The organism is Azospirillum sp. CT11-132, from assembly GCF_047302835.1.
Classification (GTDB): Bacteria; Pseudomonadota; Alphaproteobacteria; order Azospirillales; family Azospirillaceae; genus Azospirillum.
This window is the reverse complement of sequence record NZ_JBGLZA010000005.1, coordinates 683,493-698,547: the sequence shown is the minus strand read 5'-3', so window position 1 is coordinate 698,547 and position 15,055 is coordinate 683,493. Positions and strand designations below refer to the sequence as shown.

Sequence of the window (15,055 nt, the reverse complement as noted above, 5' to 3'; positions counted from 1 at the left end):
AGGCGGATCTCGAAACCTTTTTGCCGGGAACGCAAAGATGATCGATCCGCGCTTCGCAGAGCACCTGACGGTCTTCGTCGACGTGGTGCGGGGCGGCAGCTTCTCCAACGCGGCGCGGCGGCGCGGCCTCACTCCCTCCGCCATCGCCCGGCAGATCGACGCGCTGGAACACAGCGTCGGCGTCCCGCTCTTCGTTCGCTCGACACGCGCGCTGGCGATGACCGATGCCGGCGAGCGGCTCTTCGAACGCGCGCAGCGGCTTCTCGACGATCTGGCCGACACCCACGCGGAAATCGCCGCCTTCGACGGGGCGGTGACCGGCGTCTTCCGCCTGGCCTGCTTTCCGACTTTCGGCAAGCGCTACGTGATCCCGGCGGTGGAGGCGGTGATGCGGGACCATCCCCGGCTGACCGTCGAGCTCGATCTAACCGAACGTCTGGCCGATCCGGTCCTCGAGCGCCTCGACGCCGTGATCCGCATCGGAGAGCTGGCGGACAGCACGCTGATCGCCACCCGTCTCGCCGTACAGAAAAGGCTCCTCGTCGCCTCGCCAGACTACCTGTCGCGCAATGGTGCGCCGGCCGACAGCGCCTCGCTCGCCGGTCACCGGCTGATCGACAAGCTGCATGGCGCGGATCTGCTCGGCTGGGCGGACGTGCTCGGCCATCCGGCGGGGTATCGGCAGGATGCCGGCGTGGTCTTCCGCTGCGACGATTTCGAGGCGATGCGGGGCGCGGCCCTGTCCGGAATCGGGATCGGCTTTCTGCCGGATTGGGTCGTGGGCGCCGACGTTCGTGCCGGCGCCCTCCTGCGCCTGTCCCTCGATGGCGAACCCTGGAACGTGGCAGACACCGGCATCCACCTGCTGCGCGCCCTGGCGCAACCCTCCGCGAAATTCAGGGTGGTGAGCGGCGCCATCCGCACGGTGATCGGCACGCCGCCGGTCTGGGCGTCCTGATTCCAGTTTTGCGCGCATCGCACAAAGCTTTCGAGTCCGTCACGCATTCTCGCGCCGGATCCCGCGAGGCATTTTTCCGGCCATCGGCCCTTGTGCGGGCCGCCGCACGGGAAAATGGAAATCGAAATGACCTGCCTTGCCAATGAGCCACCTGCCCGGCGCCGCTTCCGGCCGTCGAATCGCACGATCACGGCCTTTTGCGCGGTGACGGCCGCCACCTTCCTTGCCAGCGCCGCGGCCCCCACGCCGCTCTACCAGCATTACCAGTCGGCGTTTGGCCTGGGATCCGGCGCGCTGACGCTGATCTTTGCCGCTTATGCGTTCAGCCTGCTCGCCGCACTTCTGACGGTCGGCGCGCTGTCCGACCATGTCGGACGGCGTCCGGCCATCCTCACCGCCACCGTGATCAACATGGCCGCGATGCTGCTGTTCATGACCGCTCATTCCGCGTTCGGGCTCGGCTTAGCGCGCATGGTTCAAGGCTTCGGCACAGGCATGGCGACGACCGCCCTCGGCGCGGCGATCCTGGACGTCGATCGCAAGCGGGGGCCGCTCCTGAACAGCGTCACCGCCTTCATCGGTCTGTTCTTCGGTGCGCTCGGCTCCGGTTTGCTGGTCCATTGGGCACCGGCGCCGACGCAGCTCGTCTATGCCGTCCTGCTCATCATGTCCGCGGCCCAGGCCGTGCTGGCGATCGGAATGCCCGAAACCGCCTCGCGTCGGCCGGGCGCGTTGCGCTCGCTGCTACCTGAGTTGCGCATGCCCAAGACTGCAAGGCACAGCTTCATCCATGTCTCGCCCGTGAACATAGCGGGCTGGGCGCTGGGCGGACTGAACTTTTCGCTGATGCCCGCACTGGTCGGCCTTGCCGAGGGCCGGAACGAGCCGCTCACCGGGACGCTGGTCGTGGCAACGCTGATGGCCGGCGCCACGCTGGCGGTCCTGGGACTGCGCCGGTTTGCCGCCGAACATGCGTTGATTGCCGGAGCGATGGCACTTTCCCTCGGCATGGCCCTGGCGCTCTGCGCATTGTCGTTGCCATCGGTCACTGTGATGTTCGCTGGTGTCGCCCTGGCGGGTGTCGGCTTCGGCGCTTCATTTTCCGGCGCCTTCCGCGAACTGCTGCCGCGTGCGGAAAGCCATGATCGCGCTGGCCTGCTTTCGACCTTCTACATCGAGAGCTATCTGGCCTTTAGCCTGCCGGTCATCCTTGCGGGATTGGCTATCCCGCAACTGGGCCTTGCGGAAACCGCCGCAATCTATGGAGAAGCGATAATCGTTCTTGCGCTGATCTCGGCCGGCGTGTTCTGGAGACGGCTACTTAAAGGCGGTTTCCAGAACCGTTATCCGATGGCCACCCCTCCGGAAACCCGCTGATCGGCAGTCGGTTTTCTGGGTGTTGGCACGAGAACGGTGGCGGCCAGTTGGCAATGAGGTTACCGTTCTCGGATGACGCCGATCTCATAAGCCCGCCATCAATTCCCACCGGCCGTGATCCAGCAAACCATCGGGCTTTATCTTCGGTTCACGTTGAGCTACCGGGATATCGAGGAGTTGCTGGCCGAACGTGGCGTGGACGTATCCTACGAGACCGTGCGCCGTTGGGTCGTGAAGTTCGGCCCGCTCATTGCGCGTAATCTCTGAAGCCTGCGGCCGAAGCCCAGTTCACGCTGGCATTTGGACGAGATGGTGCTCAGGGTCAGCGGCTGGATCATGCACTTGTGGCGGGCCGTCGATGATGAAGGCGAGGTGTTGGACGTGCTCGTCCAGCGCCGACGCGACAAGGCTGCGGCTTTGAAGTTGATGCGCAAGCTGCTGAAGAAGTATGGCTTCGTCCCCATCGAGGTCACGACCGACAAGCTCCGGTCCTACGGGGCCGCCTTCCACCAACTCGGTCTGACCGCCCACCATGAACAAGGGCGGCGAACAAACAACCGCACCGAGGTCTCACACCAGCCGGCGCGGCGACGAGAGCGCAAATTACAGCGGTTCAAATCATCGGGTTCCGCCCAGCGCTTCGTCTCTCTTCATGCCGCCGTCTACAACACCTTCAACCTCCAGCGTCACCTGGTCTCCCGCCGCACCCTGCGTACCTTCCGGGCGCAGGCCGTGGTCGACTGGCAGGCCGCGACCGCCGCAGCGTGAACCAGTTGCGGATTTCGCAACTTGTATTCGCCGCCTTAGTTTCTGTGACAAAGCCCTCCGCCAGCAGACCCTGCGCGTCGACTGCGCCGATCAGCAGCAAAAATTTTCGCGCATGGCGAGCATGCGCGCGGAATACTCTTCTGGCAGAAAAAGCGAGGCGTCGAACCGCCGGCTATTACCCGGCCAAGATCCCGAAATGACCGACAGGCGGCGCTCGGCTTGCGTTGGGGCAGTGAGGCATGGCGAATCGACTGGCCCCGCTTGGTCGACCGTCGCACCGGCGCGGAGATGTCCAGGCAGGCAGTGACCTGCCGCTGTCTATCAAGGAAGCAGTTCGCCATCAGCGAATAGCCACTTGACGGGAAATTCGCTATCAGCGATCATGACATCATGAAGCTCGTGATCGAAGCCACTGCGCTGAAGGTTCTGCTTCGCATGCCGAAGGGCGATGCGGCCGGGCTGCGGGAGAAGCTGAAGACCTTCGCCGCCGCTCCTTTTGACCCGCATCCCTGGGCGAAGGCGTTTGGCGGCGGACAAGGCCGCATTCGCCACGGCGACTGGCGGGCCGTCTACCAGATCGACGGCGATGCGCTGTTGGTCACGGTGCTGAAGGTCGGGAACCGCAAGGAGGTCTATCGATGAACGCTCTGCCCATCACGCCGATTGCCGAGACGGCGGACAGCGTCACCCTCAGCCGGGCCGACTTCGAGGCCCTGGCTGATCTGGTGACGGACGCCCAGGACTTGGCTGACGCCGAAGCCGTAAAGGCACGGCTGGCGGCGGGAGAGACGGAGGCGTTTCCGTTCGAGGTGGCGGAGCGCATCCTCGATGGGGAGCATCCGGTCACGGTGCTCCGCGAGCATCGCGGTTTCACCGCCCGCGGGCTGGCGGACGCCGCAGGCGTGGCTCCGTCCTACCTGTCCGAGATCGAGAACGGGAAAAAGCCGGGCAGCTTCGACGCGATGGCACGCATCGCCGGCGCGCTCCAGGTGCCGCTGGACATGCTGGTACGCCACTGAACGGGTGCCCAGAAAAGGAGCCAAAACTGGATGTCGGTCATCAATCAACGCCTTTGAAGGTCCGTTTCTGGCGCTTCGCGGTCGCGAGCGATGGTCTGCTTCGGGTCAGAAGCGGACATCGGAGGCTGTCGCGAAAGGGTCGGTATGGCCACCTCGCCGGCGCTGACGGTGCCGACCAGACTGCTGACCACCGGCCCGGCCGGTCGGCCGCGCCTCCCGTGTCCGTCCGCGCGTCGGCAGACATTAGCATCACCGCCGCGTCGGAATATTTCCGCGCACGGTAGCCTTGCGCGGCGTAGACTCTGTCAGGTCAAAGGATGACCCTCCACTCTATCCAAGAAAGTCGGTAGGCCCCATGCCACCCCCCAGGCCCCACGTACCAGTGCCGCGACAGAATTTCAGCAAGTCCCGTCCCACCACGGCCATGTCGACCGGGGTTCGACCATCACCTGCCCGTGTGAACGGATCAGCGCTTCAGAAACAGTCTCAGTGGCTTGCCCGCGCGGCCGATGCCGAACGCATTGGAGATGGCGTGGAGGCTGAATTGTGTCGGCAGTATGCTGAGCATTGGTTCCGCGTATCGCGGGGAGAGGACTGAGGGAGATGATCTGGTGAGTGACACCACCTTGACGCCGCGGGAGCGGGCTCTGATCCGCAACGAGTTCATGGTGCGCTTTGGGCAGGCACCGAGGCTGGAGAGCGGCATCCTGGTGAAACATTGGGCCACTGGGCCGAACAAGGGTCAGCCGAAGCCGGGAACGGTCATTCAGGGGATGCTGGACCGTGGGCTGCTGGAGTTGCGGGATGACGGCGGCCATTGGCTGCGGGCTCGGTTTACCGAGACCGGCCTCGCTGCCTTACGGCACATGGCCGAGGATGCTCGTGCCCTGCCACCGGGCGAATACCAGCATGTTCTGGTCGAACTTGGAAGCGGCCAGCGGGCAGATAACAACGACGCATCGTCGGCCACCCTGGGTTAGATATCTGTCGTGAAATAGCGCGGCCGGAGCGGCGGCCGCTGTTGCAGAATGGGGACGGCCGAGGCCACCCTGGTGCTGTCATGGGAGGGAGAGGCTGCGCGCCCGGAAAGGACCTTTCCTGTTCTGCGTTCCCTCGTGCAGCGGCACCGGCGAGTAGATGAATATAGGAGGCAATTCGGCGTTTCGTGAAGCGACGCACTGGGAAACCAATACGATGGGCGTCGGCTTCGGTGAGCATGCAGAGACGGCCGGCGCGGGCTGCTGTCTGTTCAAACACTCTGTACAGGCGGCCAAACGTTCATTTTCTCAAAATTGATCAAACTGTACAAAGGGGCGTTTTCCCTCCGCTCCGGAGCTTCTCCATGATCTTTGTCGCTGCTGGGCTAATCAGGAGAAAATCCGGATTCCAGAACTTCCAGCACCATCCCCGATGCTGATGTGTAGAGCCAATCATGTGAACCAGCAGCTAACCGAGACCCCAAACCAACGCACCACAATCACTTGACGCGGCTGAGGAAAGCTCTGCTGAGGTGGGGTCCCGATCGGCACCGATCGGGGCCCCAGCTTGCGAGTGTAATTCATTCATTTACAAAGGGCTACATTGCTTCTGATAGGGGGACCGCTTCCGAGCCGATTCACACCCTAGCGGCGTCATCTCCGGCATGTCCCGGACAGGTACGGGTTACGGCGCCATGTCGACATGAGCACTTTCTGAAAGGCGCATCATCATGATGCGACGAAAGTCATTGCAAAGTCATGTTGCGGTCATTCTTAATAAAAGCTAAATATACTTCCGCGGAAATCCTGTAAATATCACAGCGTATCCTGCTGCCTTCCAGTCAATGCTTTTCCGGATTGGAGGGGGCATGACACAGACGCAGATCGCTATTTTCACAGCCACGATGCAAGACACGGGCGCGGAGCTTTGGGTGACCGACGGCACGCCCTCCGGGACCCGGCTCCTTGCCGACATAAGGCCGGGCCCGCAGGGAAGCGCCCCCGAGGATGCCGTCATCGCCGGCGGCAAGATCTTCTTCACCGCCGACGACGGCCAGCACGGTCGCGAACTCTGGGTCACGGACGGCACCAGCGGCGGAACCCGGATTTTCGACGCCGCCGCGGGTGCCGCATCCGGGGCTCCGGACGACCTGACGGTGGTGGGCGACCGGGTGTTCTTCACCGCCGATGACGGTATTCATGGCCGGGAGCTGTGGGTGAGCGACGGGACCGCGTCCGGCGCCCGCATGGTTGCCGACCTCATGCCCGGAGCCGAGGGATCCTCACCATCGGCACTGACGGCGGCACAGGGCCGGGTATACCTGCACGCGGATGGCGGGGCACACAGCGGGATTTGGAGCTCCAGCGGCACTGCTGCAGATACCCGCCTCTTTCATGAGATGGCGCCGCTCTCCCCATGGTCTCAAGGCATTTCCCTGATCGGCATGACCGACGGGCGGATGGCCTTTCACGAGGGAAAGACGCCCTGGGCGTCCAATCTCACCTTCGTCGACGCCGACGGCAGCACGACGACATTCACGGACATCATTCCCGACGGCGGCGGGGCTGTCCGCTATGCCGCCACGCCGGACGGGATTGTGGCGTCGGTCACCACCGTGATAGACTGGACCGGCAGCATGGAATGGCCGACTGCCGTCCGACATTCGACCTTCTGGGCCACCGACGGCACGGCAGAGGGCACGCGGTATCTCGGCGACATGACGACACAGGGGTGGGACCTCGGCAGTGTCGTCGGACTGCATGACGGCCGCGTGGTGTTCACAAGCCACATGGACGTTTACCGGACCGAACAGGGAAGCGCGTCACGGATCAGCAAGCTGGATGAGGCCACAGGCAAGGTGAGCGTCCTCTCGGCACAGGAGCTTGCCACGCCGCTGGGATGGCTCGACCAGGGATCGCCTGGCGAGGAGGGCGACCGCCTGCTCTTTCTGGACGAAAGCTATTGGTCGGGCTCCCAACGCCTTCTGGCGACGGACGGCGCGGGGCTGAAGACCGTTGAACTCCATCAGAACAGCGGGATGTATCAGGACATCGCGATTACCGGGGGGCGGGCGTTCTTCCTGACGGACCAGAGCGGAGCCGATCCCGCCGGGCTCTGGGTGACCGACGGAACCTCGGAGGGCACGCACCATCTTTGGCAAACGGCGGGGGGAGCGTTTGGCGACAAGTTGCTGGGGGAACTCGATGGCCGCATGCTGGGGTTCGATCACGACTATTTCGCCAACACCGATCGGTTTTTTCTGTCCGACGGAACGGCGGACGGCACCGTCGTGCTCGCCGAGCTTCCTCCTGGCGCGGGGACGGACTATTGGGATCATACGGCCAAGCTGCTCGGGGTTGTCGCGGCGCCGGACGGTATCCGCGAGGGGGCTGACGGCGACGACACGTTGTGGGGCGACGATGGTGCCGACCGGATTCACGGCTTGGGCGGCAACGACCGCATTCTGGCCGGCTCTGGAGATGACCGGTTGAACGGAGGCGCCGGCGCGGACTACATCGATGGAGCGGACGGCGCCGATCGGCTCTATGGCATGTCCGGGCGGGACACTCTCGTGCCGGGAGCGGGCCGCGACATCGTCGATGGCGGTGTCGGCGACGATGTGCTGCTTGCCGAACGGGATGGCGAAAGCGATCAGTTCTTCTTCGCCCCCGGCAGCGGCGTCGACGTGCTGACGGCCTTTGACCCGCATCTGGACATCCTGATCCTGAAGGGGTTTACGCCGGACATCGGCACAGCGGCATGGCGAGCGGAGTACGTGACCGATCTGGGAGTCGGTGTGCAGGTCGATTTCGGCGGCGGCGACAGCATTCTCGTCCTGGACACGACAGCGCATGACCTCCGCTTCCTGGTCATCGACGCGAGTGTTTGACGGACGCGTGTCAGACTTGGAGCGTAAGCCTGCATCCAACGGCAGAACATGTGGGTTCTGTTGCAGCGTTTTCGAACGGGCGGCCGTGTCCCGGCAGGTGGTGTCTGAGGCGTGAGGCTGGCCCGCCGGAGCGCTCCCCCGTAGCTGGCGCAGGCGGGCCAGCCGTTCGGGAGCGGGCGGTCACCGTGTTCTTCGGCTAAGAGGCGGTTTCCAGAACCCTTGTGTCTTTGAATTTTGCTAGAGAAGAAGCCCTGGGGGGTGGGGCATGCCCCACCCCCCAGGGTGGAGCGGCACCCGCTAAACCCTTGGCCCTGGCCGGCCGCGGATGAGCTTGGGACCGCTCCGCCGTCTTCCACGCCCGAACAGTTGCCTGGCACGACCGCCGAACAGGCAAGGAAGGGATCCGAAGAATGGCACTTCTTCTCATATTTGTCGGCATTGATGTAAGCAAAGACGCTCTCGATGTCCATCTCCTGCCCGGCAACGCTTCCTGGCGCGTGGACAACACCGAGCAGGGCTGGAAACAACTGATGGCGTGGCTGGAACGCCACGGCGAGCCGGCCCAGATCACCATCGCCCTGGAGGCCAGCGGTGGCTTCGAGAAGGGCTGCGCCCGCAAGTTCGCCGAGGCGGGCTATACCGTCTCCATCCTCGATCCAGTACGCGTGCGCCGCTTCGCCGAGGCCGCCGGTCAGTTCGCCAAGACCGACGCCATCGACGCCCGCGTCATCGCCCGCTTCGCCCAGACCTTCACCACCACCCCGGCGGTCTTCGACCAAGCCACCGAGCGGCTGGCTGAGACTGTGCGCTGGCGCCGCCAGCTGATCGAGCAGAAGACCGCGCTGGACAATCAACTGCGTGGCTTGACCAGCACCTCCCTGCGCCGTGCCACGCGCGGCCTGCTGACCCGGCTCGAAACGCTGATCGAGCGGATCAGCGACGAGATCGCCAAGCAGATCCAGGCCAATCCGGCCTGGACCGCCGTGACCAAGCCGATCCACTCGATCAAGGGAGTCGGCCCGGTCACGGTCGCCACCCTGCTGGCCGAGTTGCCTGAACTGGGCAGGCTCGACCGGCGAAAGATCGCCGCATTGGTTGGGGTGTGCCCTTACACCCGCCAAAGCGGCAAGAGCGACGCCAAGCGCATGATCCGCGGTGGGCGCCTTGGACTGCGCAACGCACTCTACATGGCCGCACTAACCGCCATGCGATATGATCCAACCCTCAAAGCCTTCTCCGAGCGCCTCAGAGCCGCCGGAAAGCCGGGAAAGGTCGCCGTCGTCGCTGTCATCCACAAAATGCTGACAATTCTCAACGCTCGGGTCCGTGACGCACTGGCAGCCATTCCCACCAACACATGAACAAGACAGTTGCTCATCCGATGATCACCCCTCCGGAAACCCGCTGATCTGCTGTCGGTTTCCTGTGCCTTTGGCACAGAGAGGCGGGCATGGGACCGACAGTTGCGGACTTGGTTGCAGGGCTCATCGACCGGATCGAGGCTCGGCCTGCCGGCCCCGGGCGTCCGCCGATGTCCACCGTGGAGGTCATCGAAACCCTCCGCTTCTTCCTGCGTGAGGGCGTCCAGTGGCGCGAACTTCGGGCGGCGGACGGGCGCGCCTCAGGCTCAACCCTGCGCCGCCGCTTGGACAAATGGGACACGACAGCGTTGCTCCGCCGTGTCCATGCCGTCCTCGTCCGTATGGCGCGCTCCGGTCCCGATGCCGCCGCTTGGGACGTCGTGGTCGACAGTTGTTCGGTACGTGCAAAGCACGGTGGTGAGTTGACCGGACCAAACCCGACCGACCGCGGCAAGCCCGGCACCAAGTATCACGTGGTGGTCTCCACTGACGGCCTGCCACTGGCGGTCATGCCGTCAGCCGCCAATGTCCATGACACCATGCTCTTCCCCGACTTGCTGCGCTTGGCCCAGGTCGTCTGCACCGCCATCGGCAGGCTCTACGCCGACGCAGGCTACGACAGTGCCGATAACCGTTGGCTCTGTTTACGTGACGGGGTTCAACCGTGCATCCGCAAGATCGGCGAGCCCCATGGCTCCGGGCTCGGAAAGGTCCGATGCGTTGTCGAGCACGGTTGCGCTTGGCTGCTCGCGAACAAACGCCTGGATCGACGGCAGGATAGGCTCGGACGGATCGTCCTCTCCTTGCTCACTGCCGCCGCCATCGTCAGATCCCGGCATCCCGACCTTCGACCAGCTTCGTGTGTTCTTGACTGTGGTAGACACCGGCAGTTTCGCCGGGGCGGCGCGCAAGTGGGGCGGGCGACCTCCGTCATCAGCTATTCCATCGCGAATCTGGAGATGCAGCTGGGCGTCTCCCTGTTCGACCGCGAGACCACCAAGCGGCCGCAGCTGACCGACGCCGGCCGCGCCGTTTTGTCGGAGGCGCGGACCATCGCCATCGGCATGGGCAGCCTGCGCGCCAAGGTGAAGGGCCTTGAAGGGCCTGATCGAGGGGCTGGAGTCCGAGGTGCTTCTGGCGCTCGACGTCATGCTGCCGGCCTGGAGGGTGGTCGACGCGCTGAAGGCTTTCCGCGAAGCCTACCCGACCGTGACCTTGCGCCTTCCTGTCGAGACGCTGGGTGCGGTGACCCAGATGGTGCTCAACCGGGCAGCGACGATCGGCATCAGCGGACCGCTGGACATGGAGATCGACGGCATTGAGCGGATCGGCGTCGGCTTCGGCGAGTTGGTGCCGGTTGCCGCCCCTCCCACCCGCTGGCGCTGGCCGGACGCAACCCGCCCCGCGCGGGGCGCGAGCATGTGCAGCTGGTGCTGACCGACCGCTCCACCCTGACGCAGGGCTGGGAGTTCGCCGTCATCGGCACGCGCACCTGCCGGCTGGCCGATCTGGGGTCCAAGCACATGCTGCTGCGCGAGGGGAATCGCCGTTGATTGTTCCTGATTGTGCAACAGATTTCTTCGATCTGCTTGGTTTATCGTTCGCGTAAGAACATTTAGCGTCCTTGCATGACCGGCACGGCAATCCGTTCGCGTCCGGCCTGATCCTGATCTCTCCCAAAGATCCAAGGACGCGGATCATGAGCCAATCCACCTCCCTCTGCGTCGCCGCCGGCGATGTTCTGTCGACCCTTTCCTGCAAGCTGCACAGTGCCGGCTGCTCCGTCGTTCGCGGGGTGCTGGACCTGTTGATGATGCCGTCGGGCAATCAGCGCCTTCTCGGCTGGCTCGGCAATCACCTGCTGTCGATCGCCGGTCAACTCGGCGGCGGTGCATCGGACCTGATCCCGCTCCATTTCGACCTTCATTTCGCTGCCGTTGGCTCGTTTCTGACCACAATCGGCTGTGCCGCGATTCTGGCGCTGCGCTCGCTCGGCACTGCGGTTGTGCTGGCGATCATCATGCTAACCGGTGCGCATGTTCTGATCCTGCTGTTGCCGCCGGACCTCGCCGCGTCGGTCAAGGGCGTCGAATTCGTGATGATGGCCGGCTTGCTCGCGGTCAGTGCTGCAGTCCGCCACTCACGGCATTGACCGAATTGCCCGTCTTGACAGGTAACTTATAACTTATAAGATTGACGCATCGGATGGTCCGGTGCGGTGGGACGTCGCCGGCCTTCCGGGTTCCAAACAAGGAGGGTCGGATGACGACGAGACGGGCAGGGCGCCTTTGCGCGCCCATAGTGTTCGCCATACTGATTGCGTCCGGGTCATCGCATGCGCGTGACCTGACCGTCGTTGGGTTCGGCGGATCGTTGCAGGACGCGATGCGGACCGCCTATTTCGAGCCTTTTTCCAAACGGTCGGGTGCGCCGCTGATCGAGGAATCCTACACCGGCGGCATCGCCAAGCTGAAGGCGATGAACCAGTCGCGGACGGTCACGTGGGACGTCTTGCAAATGGACGAGAACGAGATGACTCTGGCCTGCGACGAGGGGCTTCTCGAACCCTTCGACTGGAAAAGCCAGCCGAACGCCGCCGACATCATCCCGCAGGTCAAGGCGCCTTGCGGCGTCGGTGCCTTCGTCTGGTCGAAGGTGCTGGCCTTCGATCCGGCCAAGACCCCCGGCGTGAAATCCTGGGCGGATTTCTGGGACCTCAAGCGCTGGCCGGGCGAACGCGGCTTGCGCAAGCAGGCGCGCATGACGCTGGAGATCGCCCTGCTGGCCGACGGCGTCGCCCCCGACAAGCTCTATGAGACGCTGGGCACCAAGGCGGGGGTGGACCGCGCCTTCGCCAAGCTGGACCAGATCAAGCCGCACATCCGCTGGTGGGTCAGCGGCGCGCAGCCGGTCGAATGGCTCGCCGCCGGCAATGTCGTCATGACCTCCGCCTACAACGGGCGGGTCGCCGCCGCCAACAAGGACGGGCGGTCCTTCACCATGCTGTGGACGCAGCAGCTCTATTCCGCCGATTACTGGACGATCCCCAAGGGAACCGACAAGCTGGCGGCGGCCAGGGACCTGGTCGCCTACATGACGAGTGCCGATGCGCAGAAGCGCTTTGCCGAGACGATCCCCTACGGCGTCACCAACGGCCGCGCCTCCGCCCTGATCGATCCGAAAATCCAGCCGGACCTGCCGACCGCCCCGCAGAACATGGCGGGCGCGCTGATGATCGACACGCCCTTCTGGGTGAACAACGAGGACGAGTTGCAGCAGCGCTTCGAGCGCTGGGTCGCCCAATAGATCCGGGTTCACCGGACCGGGTGCAGAGCCGACCGCAACCAGTTTTCTGAACAGGTGAGAAACATGATGCTTCACGCGACGCGCATCGTCGGATGCGCGCTGGCCGTCGGGCTGTTGTCCGCGCCGGCCCTGGCGCAATCTCCCGCGCAAACCGAGCAATTGACCGTCGTCGGTGCCGGCGGTGTGCTGCAGGACGCCGAACGCGCGGTGTTCTTCCGCCCCTTCGCCGATGCCAACAAGGTGCAACTGACCGAGGATTCCTATTCGGGTCAGATGGCGAAGGTCCGCGCCATGGTCGATACCGGCAGCGTCAGCTGGGATGTGCTGCAGGTCGAACAGAACAGCCTGCTGAGCGGCTGCGAGGAAGGGCTGTTCGAGAAGATCGACTGGACCGGGATCGGCGACCGCAGGGATTTCATCGACGGGGCTTACAGCGAATGCGGTGTCGGCGCCTTCGTCTGGTCGATGGTGATGACCTATGACCGCTCGCGCACCGCCGACGGACCGAAGAGCTGGGCCGATTTCTGGAACGTGCAGCGTTGGCCGGGAAAGCGCGGCCTGCGCCAGACCGCCAAGATGACGCTGGAGATCGCCCTGCTGGCCGATGGCGTGACGCGTGAGGAGGTGTACAAGGTGTTGGCGACCCCGGCCGGGGTGGAGCGTGCCTTCGCATCGCTCGACAGGCTCAAGCCGAATATCCTGTGGTGGACTTCCGGCGCCGAGCCGATCGAGCGGCTGGCTGCCGGCGACGTGGTCATGGCGGCCGCCTTCAACGGTCGGGTGGCGGCGGCCAACCAGGGCGGGCGGTCCTTCGCGCTTTCCTGGGACGGGCAGGTGCTGGGCGTCGATTATTGGGCGATCCCGAAGGGGGCGAAGAACCGCGCCACGGCGGAGCACTTCATCGCCTTCGCCAGCCGGCCGGAGGTGCAGGCGCATTTCCCCAGCCACATCGCCTATGGCGTGACCAACCGCAAGGCGAACCTCGCCGTCGATCCGACGCTGGCCGCCGACCTGCCGACGAGCCCGGCGAATTTCGCCCTGGCGGTCCCGCTCGACACGGCCTTCTGGGCCGACCATGGCGAGGCGTTGGAAGCGCGCTTCGCCAACTGGCGCTCCCGATGACCGGCAGGAAGGAGCGATGACGCGCATGGCAACCACCACAGAAGCAATGGAAGGGGCTTCGGCGCTTGCGCCGCCGTCCCTGTCGTCGCGTGCGAAGGCCCGGATGGTTTCAGCCCTGCTGATCGCGCCGCTCGTCCTGTTCCTCACCCTGGTCTTCGTGCTGCCGCTGGGCGGCATGCTGTTCCACGCGGTGGAGAATGGCGAGGTGCGCGAGGCGCTGCCCGGCGTCGCCGCGGAAATGCGCGGCTGGACCGGCGAGGGACTGCCGCCCGAAAGTGCCTATGCCGCGCTGGCCCGCGACCTGAAGGCCGCCTATGGCGAACCCCGTCTGGGCGAGGCGAGCCGGCGCCTGAATTACGAACGCGCCGGCTACCGGGCGCTGCTGGCCAAGACCGCGCGCGCCGTTCGGGCCATCGACCGGCCGCAAACGGGCTGGACGGCGGAGTTGACCGCCATCGATCCGCGCTGGGGCGAGCCTGCCACCTGGGCGGCGCTGCGGCGGGCCAGCCCGCCGCTGACGCCCTACTACCTGCTGACGGCGCTCGACCTGCGGATGGACGACAGCGGGTCCATCGTGCGGGCTCCGGCGGAGGAGCGCATCTACATCGACACGCTGGGCCGCACCCTGTGGATCGGCTTCGTCACCACGCTCCTGTGCTTCGTGCTGGGCTTCCCGCTCGCCCATGCGTTGGTCAGCCTGCCGCGCGGCTTCGCGTCGGTGCTGATGGTCTGTGTGCTGCTGCCCTTCTGGACCTCGCTGCTGGTGCGGACCAGCGCCTGGATCGTCGTGCTGCAGAAGGAAGGCGTGCTGAACGGGCTGCTCACCCGGCTCGGCATCGTCGATGCGCCGCTGGAATTGGTGTTCAACCGCTTCGGCCTTTATGTCGCGATGGTGCACATCCTGCTGCCATTCATGATCCTGCCGATCCTCAGCGTGATGAAGGGTATCTCGCCGTCCTACATGCGGGCCTCGGCCTCGCTGGGCGCCCATCCGGCGGTCGGCTTCCTCAAGATCTATCTGCCGATGACTCTGCCGGGCGTCGGGGCGGGCTGCCTGATGACCTTCATCATCGGCGTCGGCTATTACATCACGCCCAGCCTGGTCGGCGGCGCCCGCGACCAGATGACCAGCTATTTCATCGCCTACTACGCGAACACCACCATCAATTGGGGCCTGTCCTCGGCGCTGGGGGCGATCCTGCTCGCCTGCATCATGCTGCTCTACGCGACGGTCGGGCGCCTGATCGGCGTCGGCCGCATCGCCGGCATCCAGTGA

General features: G+C 64.9%; 14 protein-coding genes and 2 pseudogenes. All 16 read left to right on the top strand.

Going from position 1 to position 15,055, the window contains the following annotated elements; genetic code table 11:
• Positions 1–37 precede the first annotated feature (37 nt).
• On the top strand, positions 38–958 hold the full coding sequence (locus ACCD06_RS22870; protein WP_413343724.1) for a LysR family transcriptional regulator: 921 nt from the start codon (positions 38–40) through the stop codon (positions 956–958).
• Positions 959–1,072: 114 nt separating this feature from the next.
• Positions 1,073–2,335: an MFS transporter gene (locus ACCD06_RS22865; protein ID WP_413343722.1), complete on the top strand. Its 1,263-nt coding sequence runs from the start codon at positions 1,073–1,075 to the stop codon at positions 2,333–2,335.
• Positions 2,336–2,449: 114 nt separating this feature from the next.
• A pseudogene (locus ACCD06_RS22860) lies at positions 2,450–3,103 on the top strand (IS6 family transposase).
• A gap of 390 nt (positions 3,104–3,493) precedes the next feature.
• Complete coding sequence (locus ACCD06_RS22855) at positions 3,494–3,745, top strand: type II toxin-antitoxin system RelE family toxin (RefSeq protein WP_136702277.1); 252 nt, start codon at positions 3,494–3,496, stop codon at positions 3,743–3,745.
• Complete coding sequence (locus ACCD06_RS22850; RefSeq protein WP_413343720.1) at positions 3,742–4,122, top strand: helix-turn-helix domain-containing protein; 381 nt, start codon at positions 3,742–3,744, stop codon at positions 4,120–4,122. Before ACCD06_RS22855 ends, ACCD06_RS22850 begins: the two co-directional genes overlap by 4 nt.
• Positions 4,123–4,477: 355 nt before the next feature.
• Positions 4,478–4,720, top strand: a complete 243-nt coding sequence (locus ACCD06_RS22845) for a DUF4167 domain-containing protein (RefSeq protein WP_109157556.1) — start codon at positions 4,478–4,480, stop codon at positions 4,718–4,720.
• Positions 4,721–4,733: 13 nt separating this feature from the next.
• Positions 4,734–5,102: a hypothetical protein gene (locus ACCD06_RS22840; protein ID WP_413343717.1), complete on the top strand. Its 369-nt coding sequence runs from the start codon at positions 4,734–4,736 to the stop codon at positions 5,100–5,102.
• Positions 5,103–5,968: 866 nt separating this feature from the next.
• The gene (locus tag ACCD06_RS22835; protein WP_413343715.1) at positions 5,969–7,990 is read left to right on the top strand and encodes an ELWxxDGT repeat protein; all 2,022 of its coding nucleotides are present in this window, start codon (positions 5,969–5,971) and stop codon (positions 7,988–7,990) included.
• A gap of 425 nt (positions 7,991–8,415) precedes the next feature.
• Positions 8,416–9,351, top strand: coding sequence for an IS110 family transposase (locus ACCD06_RS22830; RefSeq protein WP_085083272.1), 936 nt, complete (start codon positions 8,416–8,418; stop codon positions 9,349–9,351).
• An 89-nt stretch (positions 9,352–9,440) separates the two neighbouring features.
• Positions 9,441–10,319, top strand: a pseudogene (locus ACCD06_RS22825) (IS5 family transposase); the annotation flags it as partial.
• A 127-nt stretch (positions 10,320–10,446) separates the two neighbouring features.
• On the top strand, positions 10,447–10,788 hold the full coding sequence (locus tag ACCD06_RS22820) for a substrate-binding domain-containing protein (protein WP_247882522.1): 342 nt from the start codon (positions 10,447–10,449) through the stop codon (positions 10,786–10,788).
• A complete protein-coding gene (locus ACCD06_RS22815; RefSeq protein ID WP_256379215.1) occupies positions 10,773–10,904 on the top strand; it encodes a hypothetical protein in 132 nt (43 codons plus the stop codon). Before ACCD06_RS22820 ends, ACCD06_RS22815 begins: the two co-directional genes overlap by 16 nt.
• Positions 10,905–11,050: 146 nt before the next feature.
• Complete coding sequence (locus ACCD06_RS22810) at positions 11,051–11,503, top strand: hypothetical protein (RefSeq protein ID WP_413343713.1); 453 nt, start codon at positions 11,051–11,053, stop codon at positions 11,501–11,503.
• Between the two features lie 233 nt (positions 11,504–11,736).
• Positions 11,737–12,657, top strand: coding sequence for a polyamine ABC transporter substrate-binding protein (locus tag ACCD06_RS22805; protein ID WP_199231859.1), 921 nt, complete (start codon positions 11,737–11,739; stop codon positions 12,655–12,657).
• A gap of 63 nt (positions 12,658–12,720) precedes the next feature.
• Entirely contained in the window at positions 12,721–13,779 is a 1,059-nt protein-coding gene (locus tag ACCD06_RS22800; protein ID WP_247871110.1) for an ABC transporter substrate-binding protein, read from the top strand.
• A gap of 25 nt (positions 13,780–13,804) precedes the next feature.
• Complete coding sequence (locus ACCD06_RS22795; protein ID WP_413343710.1) at positions 13,805–15,055, top strand: ABC transporter permease; 1,251 nt, start codon at positions 13,805–13,807, stop codon at positions 15,053–15,055.